Annotated in this window: 14 protein-coding genes; 10 read left to right on the top strand and 4 right to left on the bottom strand. The window is 72.4% G+C overall.

The genetic code is table 11. The features are described 5' to 3' along the window. A partial coding sequence (locus ABT085_RS04845) for a hypothetical protein (protein ID WP_351602145.1) occupies positions 1 to 228 on the bottom strand: 228 nt, incomplete at its 3' end. Further along, the gene (locus tag ABT085_RS04840) at positions 225 to 1,088 is read right to left on the bottom strand and encodes an isocitrate lyase/PEP mutase family protein (RefSeq protein WP_351602142.1); all 864 of its coding nucleotides are present in this window, start codon (positions 1,086 to 1,088) and stop codon (positions 225 to 227) included. The genes ABT085_RS04845 and ABT085_RS04840, both read right to left, overlap by 4 nt. A gap of 301 nt (positions 1,089 to 1,389) precedes the next feature. Here ABT085_RS04840 and ABT085_RS04835 point away from each other — a divergent pair, with 301 nt between their 5' ends. Together ABT085_RS04835 and ABT085_RS04830 are read left to right on the top strand one after the other, a co-directional pair. Continuing rightward, positions 1,390 to 2,025, top strand: a complete 636-nt coding sequence (locus ABT085_RS04835; protein ID WP_351602140.1) for a VOC family protein — start codon at positions 1,390 to 1,392, stop codon at positions 2,023 to 2,025. Between the two features lie 100 nt (positions 2,026 to 2,125). Continuing rightward, on the top strand, positions 2,126 to 2,524 hold the full coding sequence (locus ABT085_RS04830) for a VOC family protein (RefSeq protein ID WP_351602137.1): 399 nt from the start codon (positions 2,126 to 2,128) through the stop codon (positions 2,522 to 2,524). Positions 2,525 to 2,570: 46 nt separating this feature from the next. Here the strand turns inward: ABT085_RS04830 and ABT085_RS04825 are convergent, their stop codons facing one another. Both ABT085_RS04825 and ABT085_RS04820 read right to left on the bottom strand, forming a co-directional pair. Then, complete coding sequence (locus ABT085_RS04825) at positions 2,571 to 3,254, bottom strand: helix-turn-helix domain-containing protein (RefSeq protein WP_351602134.1); 684 nt, start codon at positions 3,252 to 3,254, stop codon at positions 2,571 to 2,573. 288 nt (positions 3,255 to 3,542) lie between these two features. Continuing rightward, positions 3,543 to 4,787, bottom strand: a complete 1,245-nt coding sequence (locus ABT085_RS04820) for a YihY/virulence factor BrkB family protein (protein WP_351602131.1) — start codon at positions 4,785 to 4,787, stop codon at positions 3,543 to 3,545. Positions 4,788 to 5,679: 892 nt separating this feature from the next. Here ABT085_RS04820 and ABT085_RS04815 point away from each other — a divergent pair. From ABT085_RS04815 to ABT085_RS04780, 8 genes are all read left to right on the top strand, one after another. Continuing rightward, positions 5,680 to 5,859, top strand: coding sequence for a hypothetical protein (locus tag ABT085_RS04815; protein ID WP_351602128.1), 180 nt, complete (start codon positions 5,680 to 5,682; stop codon positions 5,857 to 5,859). 38 nt (positions 5,860 to 5,897) lie between these two features. After that, positions 5,898 to 8,357 (top strand): Pls/PosA family non-ribosomal peptide synthetase, encoded by a 2,460-nt coding sequence (locus ABT085_RS04810; protein WP_351602155.1) that lies wholly within the window; start codon positions 5,898 to 5,900, stop codon positions 8,355 to 8,357. 23 nt (positions 8,358 to 8,380) lie between these two features. Further along, positions 8,381 to 10,717 carry a non-ribosomal peptide synthetase gene (locus tag ABT085_RS04805; protein WP_351602125.1) on the top strand — a complete coding sequence of 779 codons (2,337 nt, stop codon included), beginning with the start codon at positions 8,381 to 8,383 and terminating at the stop codon, positions 10,715 to 10,717. A 78-nt stretch (positions 10,718 to 10,795) separates the two neighbouring features. Then, complete coding sequence (locus ABT085_RS04800) at positions 10,796 to 11,809, top strand: TauD/TfdA family dioxygenase (protein WP_351602122.1); 1,014 nt, start codon at positions 10,796 to 10,798, stop codon at positions 11,807 to 11,809. Continuing rightward, on the top strand, positions 11,806 to 12,849 hold the full coding sequence (gene sbnB / locus ABT085_RS04795) for a 2,3-diaminopropionate biosynthesis protein SbnB (protein WP_351602119.1): 1,044 nt from the start codon (positions 11,806 to 11,808) through the stop codon (positions 12,847 to 12,849). The genes ABT085_RS04800 and sbnB overlap by 4 nt, the downstream gene beginning before the upstream one ends. Positions 12,850 to 12,883: 34 nt before the next feature. Continuing rightward, positions 12,884 to 13,858: a 2,3-diaminopropionate biosynthesis protein SbnA gene (gene sbnA / locus ABT085_RS04790; protein ID WP_351602116.1), complete on the top strand. Its 975-nt coding sequence runs from the start codon at positions 12,884 to 12,886 to the stop codon at positions 13,856 to 13,858. Between the two features lie 93 nt (positions 13,859 to 13,951). Next, positions 13,952 to 15,586 carry an acyl-CoA dehydrogenase family protein gene (locus ABT085_RS04785; RefSeq protein WP_351602113.1) on the top strand — a complete coding sequence of 545 codons (1,635 nt, stop codon included), beginning with the start codon at positions 13,952 to 13,954 and terminating at the stop codon, positions 15,584 to 15,586. Positions 15,587 to 15,917: 331 nt separating this feature from the next. Next, positions 15,918 to 17,186: a GAF domain-containing protein gene (locus tag ABT085_RS04780; RefSeq protein WP_502982629.1), complete on the top strand. Its 1,269-nt coding sequence runs from the start codon at positions 15,918 to 15,920 to the stop codon at positions 17,184 to 17,186. Positions 17,187 to 17,199 lie beyond the last annotated feature (13 nt).

Genomic DNA, 17,199 nt, shown 5'->3' with positions numbered 1-17,199 from the left:
GACCAGGGCATCCACCATGTCCACGGCGCTGCCCTCGTGGTCGCTGCCGGCGGTGCCGCTGCCCTGCTGGACGTTGCCGGACCGGTCGACCTCCAGGATCGAGTCGGCGTGGGAGTTGTCGAGCACGGTGATCAGACTGCCGTCCGCGGCGGCGGGCGCCGTCACCGCGGCCAGCAGGGCCGCCGCGAGAGCGGTGGCCGTGCGCAGCCGCGCACCCTCAGGGCTCACCCGCCCACGCCCTGGGGCTCGTCCCGCAGCCGGGCGATGTTGCGCTCCAGCAGTTCCGTGGCGGCCCTGACGCCGACCCCGGTCGCGGTGTCGACCTCGGGCAGCCGGCCGTCCGCCGCCCTGAGTTCGGCCAGCGCGGAGTGCATCGCCTCGTGCGCGGCGAACAGGCACGGCGTGCTGTAGATCGCCACGTCGACGTCCAGTTCGGCGAGTTCGGTCAACGAGAGCCTCGGGGACTTGCCGCCCGCGATCTGGTTGAACAGCAGCGGCTTGTCCCCCACCACGTCCCGGATCCGGCGGATCCACTCCACACTGCGGACCCCGTCGACCAGGACCACGTCCGCGTCCGTCGCCGCCAGGGTCTTGGCCCGGTTCAGGATGTCGTGCTCGTCCGTGGCGTCGGTACGGGCCACCACGACCAGGTCGCGGCGGGTCGCCAGCACCATCTCCAGCTTGGCGAGGTACTCGTGCAGCGGCAGGACCTGCTTGCCGTCGGCGTGTCCGCAGCGGCGCGGCCGCTTCTGGTCCTCCAGGATCACCCCCGAGGCGCCGATCCGCTCCAGACCCTCCACCACATGGCAGGCGACCTCGGGATCGACGTACCCGTCGTCGATATCCACCAGGAGGTGGTGCCGCGGGAACGCGCCGCGCAGCCGCTGGACGAACGCCATCATGTCCGGCCAGGCGATGAATCCGATGTCGGGCAGCCCGTAGTGCGAGGCCGCGAAGCCGAAGCCCGAGACGAACATCCCGTCGTAGTGGTCGGCGGCGATCGACGCCGAGTACATGTCGTACACGCCGATCAGCGGAGTTGTTCCGGGCCCGGCGATCTGTTCGCGCAACTTCTTGCCGTACGTCAAGGTCCGATTCCTCTCGGGAGTTGGGCACGCTGCCGCGTGCGGGCCGTCGCCGACACGACGCCCTTTGCCAGGACGAGAGGATCTCTAGGGCGGTCCCGAACTCTTCCCTTGGACGGGCTTTACTCACTCCATCGGCGCAGACGGTTCACCGGAGAAACGTCACTCGTACGCCGACTCGCCGACGCCGGCCGGGAGCGGAGCGGACGGCCGCGCCCGGCGCGGTGCGTGAGGCCCGCCCGGCCGCACGGGCCTCGCGCCTACGGGGTTGCCGGGCGGAACGGGAAGCGTAGTCTCGGGCGGGATGAACGCCGACGCCCTCGTACCGCTGCTGGACCATCTCGTCCTCGCGACCCCCGATCTGGCGGCGACCGTGGCCGACTTCACCCGGCGCACCGGTGTGACGCCCGCGCCCGGCGGTGTCCATGTCGGGCTCGGCACCCGCAACCACCTCGTCGGGCTGGGCGGCACGAGCTATCTGGAGATCATCGGGCCGGACCCGGAGCAGCCCGACGTCCCGGGTCCGCGCCCGTTCGGCGTGGACGCTCTGGCCGCCCCGCGGACGGTCACCTGGGCGATCAGCCCGCCCGACCTGGACGCGACGGTCGCGGCCGCGCGGGCCCATGGCCACGACCCCGGCCCGGTACGGGCGATGAGCCGCCGCCGTCCCGACGGGGCGCTGCTGGAGTGGCGCCTGACCGACGGGACCGCACACCCCTCGGGCCTGGTGCCGTTCCTCATCGACTGGGGCGCCTCGGCCCACCCCTCGGCGTCGGGTCTGCCGGTGACCCCCTTGCTCGCCCTGTCCGCGACCGCCCCCGAGCCGGACGCGATCAGACCGCTGCTGGCCCTCCTCGGCACGGAACTCGCCGTCGCGCAGGGCCCGGTGGGGATCTCGTTCACGGTGGGGACACCCAGGGGGCCGGTCACCTTCGGCTGAGGCGGTGAGCCGACGGGACGGACGGGGTGCGGGTGTCCGAGGCGTGCGGGTGTCCGATTCGTTCAAGACCGGCGTCCGGGCCGCCGCCTACGGTTGCCCCATGAGTCCACGATTCGATGCCATCGGGCTGGTCGTCTCCGACATGGCCGCCTCCGTCGCCTTCTACCGCCGGCTCGGCTTCACCATCCCCGAGGGGGCCGAGCGTGAACCGCACGTCGAGATCGGACTGCCCGGCGGGCTGCGGCTGTTGCTGGACACGGAGGACACCGTCCGGTCCTTCCGTCCGCAGTGGCGGGCGCCGTCCGGCGAGGGCCGGGCCGCGCTGGCCCTGCGGTGCGAGGGGCCGGACGAGGTCGACTCCGTGTACGAGGAGCTGGTGGACGCCGGGTACCACGGCGAGCTGAAGCCGTGGAACGCCTTCTGGGGACAGCGGTACGCCGTGGTGCTCGACCCCGACGGCAACGGCGTCGACCTGTTCGCTCCGCTGGAGGCGGGGTGAGCGGGGTGAGCGGGGTGAGCGGGCCGGACGGGCCACGGGGACGCGCTCAGCGCAGCAGTGCGCCCAGCGTCGTACCGGTCAGCTGCCGCACGTCGCGGGCCAGGTGGGCCTGGTCGGCGTAGCCCGCCCGGACCGCCGTCTCGGCTCCGGGGACGCCGTCGCGGGCCAGGGCGAGGGCGCGTTGCAGCCGCAGGATGCGCGCCAGCGTCTTGGGGCCGTAGCCGAAGGCGGCCAGCGAGCGGCGGTGCAGCAGCCGGACCCCCAGACCCAGTTCGTCGGCGGTCGCGGCGACCGCACGGCCCGCGGCCAGGGCGGCCACCAGACTCGCCGTGACGGGGTCGGGCGGGTCCGTGGCCTCGGCCCGCTCCCGCGCGATCTCCTCCAGCGCGGCCCCGGGGTCGGCCGCCGCGTCGACCCGCTCGCACAGTCGCCGTACCGGCGCGGTGGGCCACAGGTCGTCGAGCGCCACCCGCCGGTCGCGCAGTTCGTACGCCGGTACGCCGAGGAGCGCGGGCGCGGTGCCGGGGAAGAAGCGGATGCCCGCCCAGCGCGCGGGCGCGCCCCCGGGGCGGTGAGGCCGGGTGTCGGGACCGGCCACCAGCAGCCGGCCCTCGGTCCACAGCAGGTCCATGCAGCCGTCGGGCAGCACCGGGCGGGCTTCCGCCGCCGAGGGGGTGAGGGTCCACACCACCGCGCCGCTCAGCGAGGAGGACCGCCGCTCCACGTACACGGGGGTCAGGCTACGCCGCTCGGTGGGCGCGGGGCGGGAGTCGGGCGCGGCGGGCGCACCGACCAGACACTTGTGCGCGCCGGGCGCACAAACGGTCGTACAGAGCGCACCAGGCACGCCGGGCGCACACTTGTACGCGCGAGGCGCTGCCGCCGCGCCCGAATCGGTGGGCCGCGCCAGGCGCGCGGGGTATGCGGCCGGGCGTACGGGCGCGTGCGAACAGCGCGCGATCAGGTCCGCGCCCCGGCTCACCCGGTCTTCTGCGCCGATCCGGGCCCGCCCCGGCCGTCACTGCGGCGTCGGCGGTTCCTCCGCGTTCCCGTTGCCACCGTTCGTACCGTTGCCACCGGTGCCGTTGCCGGCATTGGTGCCGTTGACGCCGTTGCCCTTCGGGGAGCTCTTCGTGTGGGTGCGCAGGCGTCCCGTGACGTCGTCCGGCGGCAGGAAGCGGGACCAGCGCTCGGGGAACTCGGACGGCATGTCGGCGTCGTAGAGATCGTCGTCGTCGGGGTCGTCCGGGTCGTGCGTCCACGCGGCCGACCTGCGGGCGACGTACTCCGCGGCCACCTCCTCCCGGTGCCGCTCGTTGGCCGCGCGGGCCGCGGCGGTCGCGGCGGCCGGCCAGACGCGGTCGATGGCGGCGTTGACCGCGGCCCCGACCAGCACGGCGAACGCGGACACACCGATCCACAGCAGGACGGCGACGGCCGCGGCGAGGGATCCGTAGATCGTCGCGCCCTCGATGGTGTGCTGGAGGTAGATCCGCAGCAGGAAGCTGCCGAGCACCCACATGGCGAGCGCCACCAGGGCCCCGGGCACGTCCTCGATCCAGGGCGAGCGCACGGGTACGGACACGTGGTAGAGCGTCGTCAGGAAGGCGACGGACAGCACGATCACCACCGGCCAGTACAGGACCTGCACCACCGTCGCCGACCAGGGCACGACCCGTACCACCGCGTCGGGACCCGCGACCATCAGCGGCAGCGCGACCGAGCCGATCAGCAGCGCCACGATGAAGAGCAGGAAGGCCATCAGCCGGGTCTTGACGATCCCGCGGACGCCGTCGAGGCCGTACATCACGGTGATGGTGTCGACGAAGACGTTCACCGCCCGGGAGCCGGACCAGAGCGCGAACAGGAAGCCGATGGAGATGACGTCGGGGCGGCCGCCCTTCATCACGTCGTCCAGGATCGGCTGCGCGATCTCCCTGACGCCCCGGTCCGACAGGACGGTGCGCGAGGCTTCCAGGAGATTGCTCTCCAGGCTGCTGATGCTGTCGGTGCCGGTCCAGTCGTCGACGTAGCCGAGCAGTCCGATGAGGCTCAGCAGCAGCGGCGGTACGGACAGCAGCGAGAAGAACGCCGCCTCGGCCGCGAGACCGAGGATGCGGTACTCGATGCAGGAGTTGACGGTGTCCTTCAGAAGCAGCCAGGCGGTCCTGCGCTTGGAGACGTTCCGGTAGAGGGCACGGGCCCGGTGGAGACGCCCGGACGGGCTCTCGGGTTGCTCGGGAGACTGACTTGCTGGCTGCACCCCCTAACGGTATCCGCCGCACGCGCATGAGATCACCCCTGGTGTGACGGGCGGACCGGCCGGACCACGACGCCGCTTGGCCCCCTCGTGCCGCGCAACCGGGCAGCAATTCATGAGCAACCCAGAAGAAACCACCGGTAAAATCGAACCATTTTTCTGTCATGTCCGCGTTGGCCGGTTTTATACGTCCGAAAGAACCGGAATCCTTCGGAGCAGTTGCACTGTCCGTTCGGTGAGTTCCCCGGTGGGACGGGTGATCGAGAGAACGCCGGGGTTCGTACGGCGAATGGATGGCCGTTGCGAACGGGTCAATGACCGAAATGCCCTTGACCCGTTCCTGAGTGGCTCGAAAGAATTCTGATTGCATTCGTTGCGCGCTCCGAGGAGGGCTCGGCGCACACGACACGGGGGACAACAGGGGTCTCTGACCAAGACCCGATCCAGCCGCGTTACCCGTGATCCGCGTGGTTCCACGTGGGTCATGCCGTGCTGCACCACGCCATTTTCTGCACGCCAAACATTCACGCGGCCACTCATACATTCTTTCGAACGAATTCCACTCGAACATCTCGGGTCACTTCTGCGCCCAAACACCGGAACCCAGCGCCGCCGCATGCCGGCGCCATTCCGCCCTTCGTCATTCCACCCTTCGCCATGGCGCCCTTCATTCCGTCCGCCGTTCCGTCCTTCTGTCCTCACGCCCGTCCCGACGTCCGTCATTCCTGTCCGGAGAACCGACATGCCGGTATCGCGCTCATTGACGCCCGCGCCGTCACCGCCCCTGGTCGACGGCCGGGATCCCGCCGCGCCGCGGCCGCCCCGGGTCGGGCCGGCCGCCGCGGTCCGGCAGCGGTCGGACGTCACAGGCGTATCGGGGAGCTCCCCCGCTTCGTTGTACGCAGTACTGGCCGCGGCCTCACCGCTCCTCGCCGTCGTGTGGCGCCGCTCCCGGGACCGGGGGCCGCTGGCACGCGTGGTCACCGCCGCGATCCGGCGGGCGCGCACCGCGACCACTCCTCCCGTCGTCCACCCGCACCACCAGTCAAACCGCAACAAGGAGCGCACGTGGTGAGCAAGCCCACCGTCAAGGGCACCGTCACCGTCCCGGGCATCGGCCCGGACCCAGGCCTCGCCGTCACCGGCACCAGCACCAGCTTGGAGAGCGCTCTCGCAGAGGTCCTCGCGGGCGTCGTCCGCCGCGACGACGTCCCCGCCGACAGCAACTTCTTCGACGATCTCGGCGCAAACTCCCTGGTCATGGCGCAGTTCTGCGCCCGGGTCCGCAAGCACCCCGACCTGCCCGCGGTGTCCATGAAGGACGTCTACGGCCATCCGACGATCCGCGGCCTGGCCGCCGCACTGGCCGAGGAGCCCGCCGACGTCCCCGCCCCGGTCGAGGTCCCCGCGCCCCCGCCCGGCAGCACCGCCCGCTACGTCCTGTGCGGCGCCCTCCAGCTCCTGGTCTTCGTCGGGTACTGCCTGCTGACCGGGCTCGTCACCGCCCGCGGCTACTCCTGGATCTCCGACGCCGGCTCCGTGGCCGAGGTCTATCTGCGCTCGGCGGTCTTCGGCGGCGCGGTGTTCACCGGGGTCTGCACCGTGCCGGTGGTGGCCAAGTGGGTGCTCGTCGGCCGCTGGAAGGAGACCGAGTTCCCGGTCTGGAGCCTCGCCTACGTCCGGTTCTGGCTCGTCAAGGCGCTGCTGCACGCCAACCCGATGGTCCTGTTCGCCGGCAGCCCGCTGTACGTCCTGTACCTGCGGGCCCTGGGCGCCCGGATCGGCCGGGGCGTCACGATCCTGTCGCACTCCGTCCCGGTCTGCACCGACCTGCTGACCATCGGCTCCGGCACGGTGATCCGCAAGGAGAGCTTCTTCCTCTGCTACCGGGCCCACGCGGGGCTGATCCGGACCGGCCCGGTCACCCTCGGCAAGGACGTGTACGTCGGCGAGAAGACCGTGCTCGACATCGGCGTCTCGATGGGCGACGGCGCCCAGCTCGGCCACGCCTCCGCGCTCTACGACGGGATCGCGGTCCCGGCCGGCGAGCACCGGCACGGCTCGCCCGCCCAGCCCACCGACGTCGACTACGTCCGGGTGCCGTCCGCGCCCTGCGGGACCCTGCGCCGCGCCGTCTACGGCCTGGGCGGACTCCTGCAGGTGCTCCTGGTGTACGTACCCGTCGCCGTGGGCGGTACCTATCTGGTGCTCCCCCTGGTGCCCGCGCTCGACCGGCTGACCGACCCGAACAGCCAGGACCTGGACAACCCCCGCTTCTACGTCGAGGCGCTCGGCCTGTCCCTGGTGCTCTTCACGGCCTTCGTCGTGCTCGGCCTCGCCGCCGTGTGCCTGGTGCCGAGGCTGCTGCGCCCGCTGGTGCGCCCGGACCGGACCTATCCGCTCTACGGCCTGCACCACTCGGTCCAGCGAGCGATCGCCCGGCTGTCCAACATCCACTTCTTCACCTGGCTGTTCGGCGACAGCTCGTACATCACCGGCTATCTGCGGGCCATCGGCTACGACCTGGGCGAGGTGGAGCAGACCGGCTCCAACTTCGGTTCGGCGGTCGCGCACGAGTCGCCCCATCTGGCCACCGTGGGAAGCGGCACGATGGTCGCCGACGGGCTGTCGATCGTCAACGCCGACTTCTCCGCCACGTCCTTCCGTCTGTCGAGCACCGTCATCGGGGCGCACAACTTCCTCGGCAACCACATCGCCTACCCGGCCGGCGGCCGCACCGGCGACAACTGCCTGCTCGCGACGAAGGTGATGGTCCCGCTCGACGGCGAGATCCGCGAGGGCGTGGGGCTGCTCGGCTCGCCGCCCTTCGAGATCCCGCGCACCGTGGAGCGCGACACCCGCTTCGACCACCTCCGCGAGGGCGACGAGCTGCACCGTCGGCTGACCGCGAAGAACCGGCACAACCTGCGCACGATGGGGCTGTTCCTGTTCCTGCGCTGGCTGCACTGGTGCCTGCTCACCGTGCTCGGCTTCGGCGCCGTCGACCTGTCCGGGTCCCAGGGCACGGCGGGCGGTCTGCTGATCGGGGCCGCCATGATCGTGGCGCTGCCGTTCAGCACCGGCTACTGGGCACTGGTGGAACGCGTGATCGGCCGGTTCCGGCCGCTGCAGCCGAAGCTGTGCTCGATCTACGACCCGTACTTCTGGTGGCACGAGCGGCTGTGGAAGGTGCCGGACCACCACCTCGCGGTGTTCAACGGAACGCCGTTCAAGAACGTCGTCTGGCGGCTGCTGGGCGTCCGGATCGGCCGCCGCGTCTTCGACGACGGCTGCTACATCACCGAGCGCACCCTGACCGCGATCGGCGACGACTGCACGCTCGGCGCCCACACCAAGGTGCAGTCGCACTCGCAGGAGGACGGCACCTTCAAGTCCGAGCACATCACGATCGGCGCCGGCTGCACGCTCGGCACCGGCGCACTCGTGCACTACGGCGTCTCGCTCGGCGACGGCGCCGTGCTCGCCCCCGACTCCTTCCTGATGAAGGGCGAGGAAGTACCGCCGCGGGCGCACTGGGGCGGCAATCCCGCGACGGCCCTGCGCCGCGCGTGACGGAGACGGAGAAGGAAGCAACGATGGAGACGATCCCCAGGTGGACCACCGCCCCGGTGCCGGGCATGGCGACCTACGAAGTGCCGCTGCCCCGGCCGGTGCCGCGGTCCGAGCAGGTGCCGCCGTCCGCGCACGTGCTGCCGTCCGAGCAGGTGCCGCCGTCGGAGCACGTGCCGTCCGAGCACGTGCTGCTGGCCGCGCACGCCAAGGTGCTCGCCGCGCTGTCCGGCGAGCACGAGGTGACGATCCGGTTCGTCCCGGCGAAGGGCGAGGAGCCGGTCGCCCACCGGCTGTCCGCCGGTCCCGGCTCGTGGCGGGCGCTGATGGAGAGCGCGGCCCCGGGCGGCGACCCGGCGGCCGAGACGGTGCTCGACCCGTACGGCGTCCACGACGGCGCCGACGACGCCGTACTGCATGTGAGCGTGCACGACGGCCGGCTGCGGCTGCGCTATCGCACCGACGTGCTGGACGCCCGGGCGGCCGAGCGCATCGCCGGCTACCACCTCACCGCGCTCGCCCTGATCGACGCCGACCCCGAGGCCGACCACACCACGCGGAGCCTGCTGTCCGACGCCGAAGTCCGCCACCAGCTCACCGAGTTGGCGGGCCCGTCGCGCGAGCTGCCGGACCGCCGGGTGCACGAGCTGTTCGAGGAGCGGGTGGCGCTGCACCCGGACGCGATCGCCGCCGTCGAGGGCGACCGGCAGTGGACGTACCGGGAGCTGGACTCCCGCGCCAACCGGATCGGCCGGGCGCTGCTGGCCCGGGGCCTGCGCCGGGAGGGCGTGGTCGCCGTCGTCATGGAGCGCGACCTGGAATGGATGGCGGCCGTCCTCGGGGTGCTCAAGGCGGGCGGCGTCTACCTGCCCGTCGAGCCGCACTTCCCGGCCGAGCGGATCGCGGCCGTCCTGTCCCGGGCCGGCTGCGAACTCGTCGTCGGCGAGCGGGGCAGCACGGACACGCTCGACCGGGCGGCGGTGGACGCCCGGACCGTGCTGGTCGACACCGTGTGGGCCGAGGTCCACGACGACAGCGCCCTCGGGGTCGAGGTCGAGGCCGGCCAACTCGCCTACATCTACTTCACGTCCGGCTCCACCGGCGAGCCCAAGGGCGCCATGTGCGAGCACGCGGGCTTCCTGAACCATCTCCTCGCCAAGATCGACGACCTGGGGATCGAGGCCGGGCAGACGGTCGCGCAGACCGCGCCGCAGTGCTTCGACATCTCGCTGTGGCAGCTGCTGGCGGGGCCGGTGGCCGGCGGGCGGACGCTGCTGGTCGGCCAGGAGACGATCCTGGACGTGCCGCTGTTCGTGGACACCGTCCAGCGGGCCGGGGTCCATGTGCTCCAGGTCGTGCCGTCGTATCTCGACGCGGTGCTGGCCGAGTTGGAGCAGCGGCCGCGCGAACTGCCTGACCTGCACTGTGTGTCGGTCACCGGGGAGGCGGTCAAGAAGGAGCTGGTGCAGCGCTGGTTCGCGGCGCGGCCGGGCATCCGGCTGGTCAACGCGTACGGGCTGACGGAGACCTCGGACGACACCAACCACGAGGTCATGCGCGCGGTGCCGGAGCAGGCGCGGGTCCCGCTCGGGCGGCCGATCGCGAACGTGCGCGCGTACGTCGTCGACGCCGGGCTGGCGCCGGTGCCGCTCGGGGCGCCCGGCGAGATCGTGTTCTCCGGTGTGTGCGTGGGACGGGGTTACGTCAACGATCCCGAGCGCACCGCCGCCGCGTTCACCGCGGACCCGTACCGCCCGGGCGAGCGGCTGTACCGCAGCGGCGACCACGGGCGCTGGCTGCCCGACGGGAAGCTGGAGTTCCTCGGGCGGCGCGACAGCCAGGTGAAGGTGCGCGGCTTCCGGATCGAGCTCGGCGAGGTCGAGAGCGCGCTGCTGCGGGTGCCCGGGATCCGCGACGGCGCGGTGGTGGTCGTCCGGGGTACCCGCCTGGTGGCGTTCTGCACCGGTGCGTCTCCGGTCGAGGCGCGGGCCGTCCGGGAGCGGCTGGCCGCGTCGCTGCCCGCCTACATGGTCCCCTCGGCCGTCCACTGGCGGGACCGGCTGCCGCTGACGGCGAACGGCAAGATCGACCGCCGGACGCTGGGCGTGCTCGCCGAGCAGCTCGGCGCGGTCGAGGGCGGCCCCGACACACCGGACGAGCACCGGATGGCCGCGGCCTGGTCGCAGGTGCTCGGCATCCCCGCCGACCGGATCGGCCGCCTGGACGACTTCTTCGACCGCGGCGGCACCTCGCTGGCCGCGGTACGGCTGGTGATCGCGCTGGACCGGGCGGTCACCCTCAAGGACGTGACCCGCCATCCGGTCCTCGCGGATCTGGCGGTCCTGCTCGGCCCCACGGCCTGAGCGGCGGCGACCGCCCGCCGCACCCTCTGTCCACCCCCCGCACTACCGCTCATCCGCACCACCGAAAGGAACCACGAGATGACGTCCTCATCTCCCCTCGTCCTGCCGGGCCTGTCGCTGGCCCCGGGCAGTCCGCCGCTGCTGCACGCCGACCCCGGCGGCGACCCTGTCGCCTGGGCGGAGGCGCACCGTGACGCGCTGCGGGCGGTCGTCGCCGGGCAGGGACGCGTGCTGGTGCGCGGTCTCGGCCTGGGCGACCCGGACACCTGCGCGGCCGTCTTCCGGCGGCTGACCGACACGTTGATGCAGGACCGGGAGCCGTTCGCGCCGCGCCGGACGTACGGGGACGGCGTGTACTCCTCCACCAAGTGGCCGCCGAACCAGCAGATGTGCCTGCACCACGAGTTGAGCTACGCCGACGAGTTCCCGGGCCTGCTGCTGTTCGCGTGCCTGGAGGCGCCGGCCGAGGGCGGCGCGACCCCGCTGGCCGACGCCGCGGCGGTTCTCCAGGCGCTGCCCGCCGAGCTGACCGAGCGGTTCGAGAAGGAGGGCTGGACACTGGCCCGGACCTACCACGACGAGCTGGGGGCGTCGGTCGCCGAGGCGTTCGGCACCGACGACCGGGCCACGGTCGAGCGCTACTGCCGGGCGCACGGCATCGAGTTCGCCTGGCAGGACGACGGCGCGCTGCGCACCCGGCAACGGCGGGGTGCCGTGCTCACGCATCCGGCCGACGGCAGACGCTGCTGGTTCAACCAGATCTCGTTCCTGAGCGAGTGGACGATGGAGCCCGAGGTACGCGAGTACCTGACCGACGTCTACGGCCCCGAGGGGCTGCCCTTCAGCACCCGGTTCGGCGGCGGGGACCCGATCGGCGAGGACGTCGTGGCCTGCATCAACGAGGTGTACGAGGCCCACACCGTGCGCGAGCCGTGGCAGTCCGGCGATCTGCTGCTGGTCGACAACATCCGTACGGCGCACGGCAGGGAGCCCTTCACCGGACCGCGCGAGGTGCTCGCCGCGCTCGGCGACCCGGTCCGGCCGGTCGGCCACGCGCCGACAGCAATGGAGAACGAGGTGGGAACGGTATGACGACGACACCGGACCGGATCGACGCGCCCGCGTTCGCGGTCATCTCCGGAGAGCAGGTCCAACGGGCCCTGCACGGAAGGGAGCCCGAGGTCGGGCGGCTCGTCGAGGAGGTGTACCGGCTGCACGGGGAGGGCGAGTCGGTGAACCCGCCCTCGTACTTCCTGCGCTTCGAGGACCGCCCGTCGGCGCGGATCATCGCGCTGCCCGCCTCGCTCGGCGGGCCACAGCGGGTCGACGGACTGAAGTGGATCTCCAGTTTCCCGGAGAACACCCGCTCGGGGCTGCCGCGCGCGTCCGCGGTGCTGATCCTCAACGACCCCGTGACCGGCTATCCGTACGCCTGCCTGGAGAGTTCGGTCATCAGCGCCACGCGCACGGCGGCCTCGGCGGCGCTGGCCGCGGACCGGCTGAGCAGGTCCCGGCCGCGTCCGGCGCGGGTCGGCTTCATCGGCACCGGGCTGATCGCCCGCTATGTGCACACCCATCTCACCGCGACGGGCTGGGAGTTCGAGGAGACGGGGGTGCACGACCTGTCCGCGGACAGCGCGGCGGGCTTCCGCGGCTATCTGGAGCGGTCGGGGACGAAGGGCCGGATCACCGTGCACGACAGCGCGGAGTCCCTGGTCCGGTCGAGCGATCTGCTGGTCTTCGCCACCGTGGCGGCTCAGCCGCACGTCCACGACCTGGCCTGGTTCGCGCACCATCCGCTGGTGCTGCATGTGTCGCTGCGCGATCTGGATCCGCGGATCCTGCTCGCCTCGGCCAACTTCGTCGACGACGTCGAGCACTGCCTGAAGGCCGACACCTCGCCGCATCTCGTCGAACGCCTCACGGGGAGCCGTGAGTTCCTCGACGGCACACTGCACGACGTGCTGACCGGGCGGGCGGAGGTCCCGGCGGACCGGACGGTGGTCTTCTCGCCGTTCGGGCTGGGCGTGCTCGACCTCGCGGTCGGCCGGTTCGTCCACGACGAGATGGTCCGGCTGGGCGAACTGCGCGTCGTCGACGGTTTCTTCCACGAACTGCGCCGGCACGGATGACCGGCGGGGCATGCAGCGGGAACAGGGGGACAACATGCCCGTCATCTCCGATCCCTCGGAGTTCAACGAGGAGGAGCTCTACGTCGACCTGCGGGCCGCGCTGGAGCTTCCGCTCTACCTCAAGTGCGAGGGCTTCAACTTCGCCGGGTCCGTCAAGCTGAAGGCCGCGCGCGAGATGGTGGACGCCGCCGAGCGCGCCGGCGTCCTGCGGCCGGGCTCGGTCCTGGTCGAGTCGTCGTCCGGGAACCTGGGCGTGGCACTGAGCGTGATCGCCGCGAGCCGGGGCTACGGGTTCCTGTGCGTGACCGACGCGCGGTGCAACCAGCCGACCATCCGGCTGATGGAGACGCTCGGCAGCCGGGTCCATGTGATCCGGGAGCCCGACCCGGTGAACGGCCTGCTGGGCGCCCGGATCGCGTACGTGCGGGCGCTGTGCGCCTCGGACGAGCGGTATGTGTGGCTCAACCAGTACACCAACCCGGGCAACTGGCGGGCGCACTACCGCACCACCGCGCCCGCCATCGCCCGTCGCTTCCCCGACCTGGACGTGCTGTTCGTCGGCGCCGGCACCACCGGCACGCTGATGGGCTGTGCGCGCTGGTTCTGGCAGTGGCGGCGGCGGGTGCGGGTGGTCGCCGTGGACAGTGTCGGTTCGGTGACCTTCGGCGGCGCCCCGGCCCGCCGGATGATTCCGGGCCTGGGCTCGAGCGTAGAGCCGCCGTTGCTCGACACGTCGTACGTCGACGACGTGGTCCGGGTCGAGGAGCGGGACACCGTGCGCACCTGCCGTCGGCTGGCCGCGCGGGGTTTCCTGTTCGGCGGCTCCACCGGCACGGTCGTCAGTGGCGCCGGACAGTGGCTGGCGCAGCACGGCCGCCCCGGTCTCACGGCCGTCGGTATCGCCCCCGACCTCGGTGAGCGCTATCTGGACACGGTGTACTGCCCTGGCTGGCCGGAGGAGGCGCTGACGGAGGACCCGTTGGAGACCGCGCTGTCCCGGCTGGGCTGACCGGTACCGGACCGCCGCCTGCCCTGCCTGCCCGGCCCGGACCTCCGTGTCTCGGCGGTCCGGGCCGGCGGGGCGGGCGGTAGGTTCCGGGGTATGGCAGGCAGGACGCACTCCGTGACCAATCAGCCCCCGCCCCTGACCGGGTACGACGTCTACTCGGCCGACCGGGCACTGGCCGAGGCGGTCGATCGGCATGTCGACCCGGCGGTGCTCGACGAGGCGCGCGACGAACTCGAGTCGCTGGGGCGGGCCGCCGGGTCGGCCCAGGTGCAGGAGTGGGGGGTGCAGGCCGACACCAACCCGCCGCGGCTGCGCACCCACGACCGCTACGGCAACCGGATCGACGAGGTCGACTTCCACCCGGCCTGGCACCGGCTGCTCGGCAAGGGTGTCGCGGCGGGCCTGACCGGGGCGTGGACGCGGCCGGGCGGGCATGTGCGACGGGCGGCCGGGTTCCTGGTGTGGACGCAGGTCGACGCCGGGACCGGCTGCCCGCTGTCGATGACGCACGCGGCCGTCCCGGCCCTGCGCCACGATCCGGCGCTCGCCGCCGAGTGGGAGCCGCGGCTGACGTCCGCGCTGTACGACCGGACGCTGCGGCCCGCCGGACAGAAGGCGGGCGCGCTGTTCGGGATGGGCATGACCGAGAAGCAGGGCGGCAGTGACGTCCGGGCCAACACGACGGCCGCGGTGCCGCTCGCCGAGGCCGGCACCTATGCGCTGACCGGGCACAAGTGGTTCTGCTCGGCGCCGATGTCGGACGGGTTCCTGGTCCTGGCGCAGGCTCCCGAGGGTCTGACCTGCTTTCTCGTGCCGCGGGTGCTGGCGGACGGCTCCCGCAACGTGTTCCTGCTCCAGCGGCTCAAGGACAAACTGGGCAACCGGTCGAACGCCTCGTCCGAGGTCGAGTTCGACGGGACCTGGGCGCGCCGGGTGGGTGCGGAGGGACAGGGGGTGCGCACCATCATCGAGATGGTCGCGGCCACCCGGCTGGACTGTGTGCTGGGTTCGGCGGGGCTGATGCGGCAGGCCGTGGCGCAGGCGGTGCACCACTGCACCTACCGGGAGGCGTTCGGCGGGCGGCTTCTGGACAAACCGCTGATGCGCAATGTTCTGGCCGATCTCGCGCTGGAGTCGGAGGCGGCGACCGCGCTGGCGCTGCGGCTGGCGGCCGCCTGCGACGACGGGGGCGAGCAGGAGCGGGCGCTGTTGCGGATCGCGGTGCCGGCGGCGAAGTTCTGGGTGACCAAGCGGTGTGCGCCGGTGGCGGTGGAGGCCGCCGAGTGCCTGGGCGGCAACGGGTACGTCGAGGAGTCGGGCCTGCCCCGACTGGTGCGCGAATCGCCGCTGAACTCGGTGTGGGAGGGCGCGGGCAACGTCCAGGCGCTGGACGTGCTGCGGGCGTTGCAGCGGGAGCCGCAGGCGCTGCACGCCTACCTCCAGGAGGTCGGGCGGGCGCGTGGCGCGGACCACCGGCTGGACCGGGCGATCAAGGACCTGCTGACCGAACTCGCCGATCTGGAGGGCATCGAGGGCCGGGCCCGGCGGCTCGCCGAACGGCTGGCGCTGGTGCTCCAGGGGGCGCTGCTCGTGCAGTACGCGCCGACCGAGGTCGCGGACCTGTTCTGTGCCTCCCGGCTGGGCGGCGACTGGGGCGCGGCCTTCGGGACCCTGCCGTCCACCCTGGACCTGGCGGCGGTGGTGGAACGCGCGCGGCCGCTCGGCTGACCTGCGGGTCCGGCAGCGTATGACCGCGGGGGTGGTGCTGCGCCGACACGGCACCACCCCCGCGAGGTTGGCCCTGCGAGGCCAGAAACGCCGCTCGGGACGGCGTGCGTCAAGTTTCGAACAAAGCGTGGAGGTGCACCAGGGTTGCAGGGGGTTGCAACTTGCGGGCCGGTGTGTCCGGAGTCAGCCCCTCCGTCGCCTTCGGGCGGCATGATGTGACGCACCGCCCGAACCGGCGGAACAGGACCGGAAACCGTCGGCCGCGGGGCTTGACTTTTCCGGTGGTCGCAGGAGTTTCCCGGGGGGCCCAGTGGCGTACTCGCCGAAGAACATGACGCAACTCGCCTCCGTCGACGCGCATCGTGCCGCGCGGATGCTCAGCGACATGCGCGAGGCCGCTCTCGCCGGGAAGCGCGCGCCGATCGCTCCCCGGCCGGTGATCGAGCAGTCCTGGCGGCGCATGGCGCGCAGCGGGGTCGACCCCGAGCACGACTTCAGATCCGGTCTGCTCGGCGCCGACGAGGTGCAGCGGCGGCGCGAGGAGTCACCGCTGCGGCACGTCCTGCCGGTGCTGCGCGAGGGACTGCTGCAGTTCGCGGACGTCACCCGGCACATTATGGTGATCGCCGACGCGGAGGGCCGGGTGCTGTGGCGCGAGGGCTGCTCACCGGTGCTGCGCAAGGCCGACGAACTCGGGTTCGAACTGGGCGCGGACTGGCGCGAGGACGTGGTCGGCACCAACGGGGTGGGCACCCCGGCGGTGGTACGCCGTCCCGTGCAGGTGTTCGCCGGTGAGCACTTCGTCCGCAGTCAGACCAGCTGGACCTGCACGGGGGCGCCGATCTCCGATCCGCGCGACGGCCGGCTGCTCGGGGTGGTGGACCTCAGCGGCCCGCTGGAGACGATGCATCCGGCCACGCTCTCCTGGGTCGACACGGTGGCCAAGCTCGCCGAGTCCCGGCTGCGCGAGCTGCACCAGAACTCGCTGGAGCAGTTGCGCGCGGTGGCGGCACCGGTGCTGGCGCGGCTGGGCGACCGGGCGGTGGTGGTGGACCGGGACGGCTGGACCGCGGCCGTGACGGGAATGCCGTACACGAACCGGATCGCCCTGCCCAAGTCCTTGGCGGCGGGCCGCCGGTGGTTCCCGGCGCTCGGGCTGAGCGCGGTGGAGCCGCTGGCCGGCGGCTGGCTGGTGCGGCCGGCCGCGGAGCCGGGGCCGCGGGCGGCCACCCGGATCGTGCTGGATCTGGGGCGGCCGCGCGGCTGGACGGTGACGGTGTCCGGCAGCGCGGGTTCCTGGACCCATGAACTGAGTCCCCGCCATGCCGAGTTGCTCTATCTGCTGGCCGTGCACCGCTCGGGGCGCAGTGCGGCGGGCCTGGCGGCCGACATGTTCGGCGACCCGGCGCGCACGGTGACCGTCCGGGCCGAGATGTCACGGGTGCGGAGGTACTTCGGGGGGTTTCTGGAGCACCGGCCGTATCGTTTCTGTGAGGACGCGTCCGTGGAGGTCCTGCTGCCCGGCGACCCGCGTGACCTGCTGCCGCACTCCACCGCACCGGCGGTGACGAAGGCCCGGGAGTCGGCCGCCCTGGCCTGATGCCCCCGGTGGC

Origin of the sequence: Streptomyces sp. NPDC002265, from assembly GCF_040296125.1 — a bacterium.
GTDB lineage: Bacteria > Actinomycetota > Actinomycetes > Streptomycetales > Streptomycetaceae > Streptomyces.
The sequence above is the reverse complement of the archived record's forward strand: the minus strand, read 5'-3'. Positions and strand labels throughout refer to the sequence as shown.

Excerpts from the sequence above, each read along its gene's own strand:
- ABT085_RS04835 (WP_351602140.1), top strand. The coding sequence starts at position 1,390 with ATGAACGCCGACGCCCTCGTACCGCTGCTGGACCATCTCGTCCTCGCG.
- ABT085_RS04830 (WP_351602137.1), top strand. The coding sequence starts at position 2,126 with ATGAGTCCACGATTCGATGCCATCGGGCTGGTCGTCTCCGACATGGCC.
- ABT085_RS04805 (WP_351602125.1), top strand. The coding sequence starts at position 8,381 with ATGGAGACGATCCCCAGGTGGACCACCGCCCCGGTGCCGGGCATGGCG.
- ABT085_RS04800 (WP_351602122.1), top strand. The coding sequence starts at position 10,796 with ATGACGTCCTCATCTCCCCTCGTCCTGCCGGGCCTGTCGCTGGCCCCG.
- sbnB (WP_351602119.1), top strand. The coding sequence starts at position 11,806 with ATGACGACGACACCGGACCGGATCGACGCGCCCGCGTTCGCGGTCATC.
- sbnA (WP_351602116.1), top strand. The coding sequence starts at position 12,884 with ATGCCCGTCATCTCCGATCCCTCGGAGTTCAACGAGGAGGAGCTCTAC.
- ABT085_RS04785 (WP_351602113.1), top strand. The coding sequence starts at position 13,952 with ATGGCAGGCAGGACGCACTCCGTGACCAATCAGCCCCCGCCCCTGACC.
- ABT085_RS04780 (WP_502982629.1), top strand. The coding sequence starts at position 15,918 with ATGACGCAACTCGCCTCCGTCGACGCGCATCGTGCCGCGCGGATGCTC.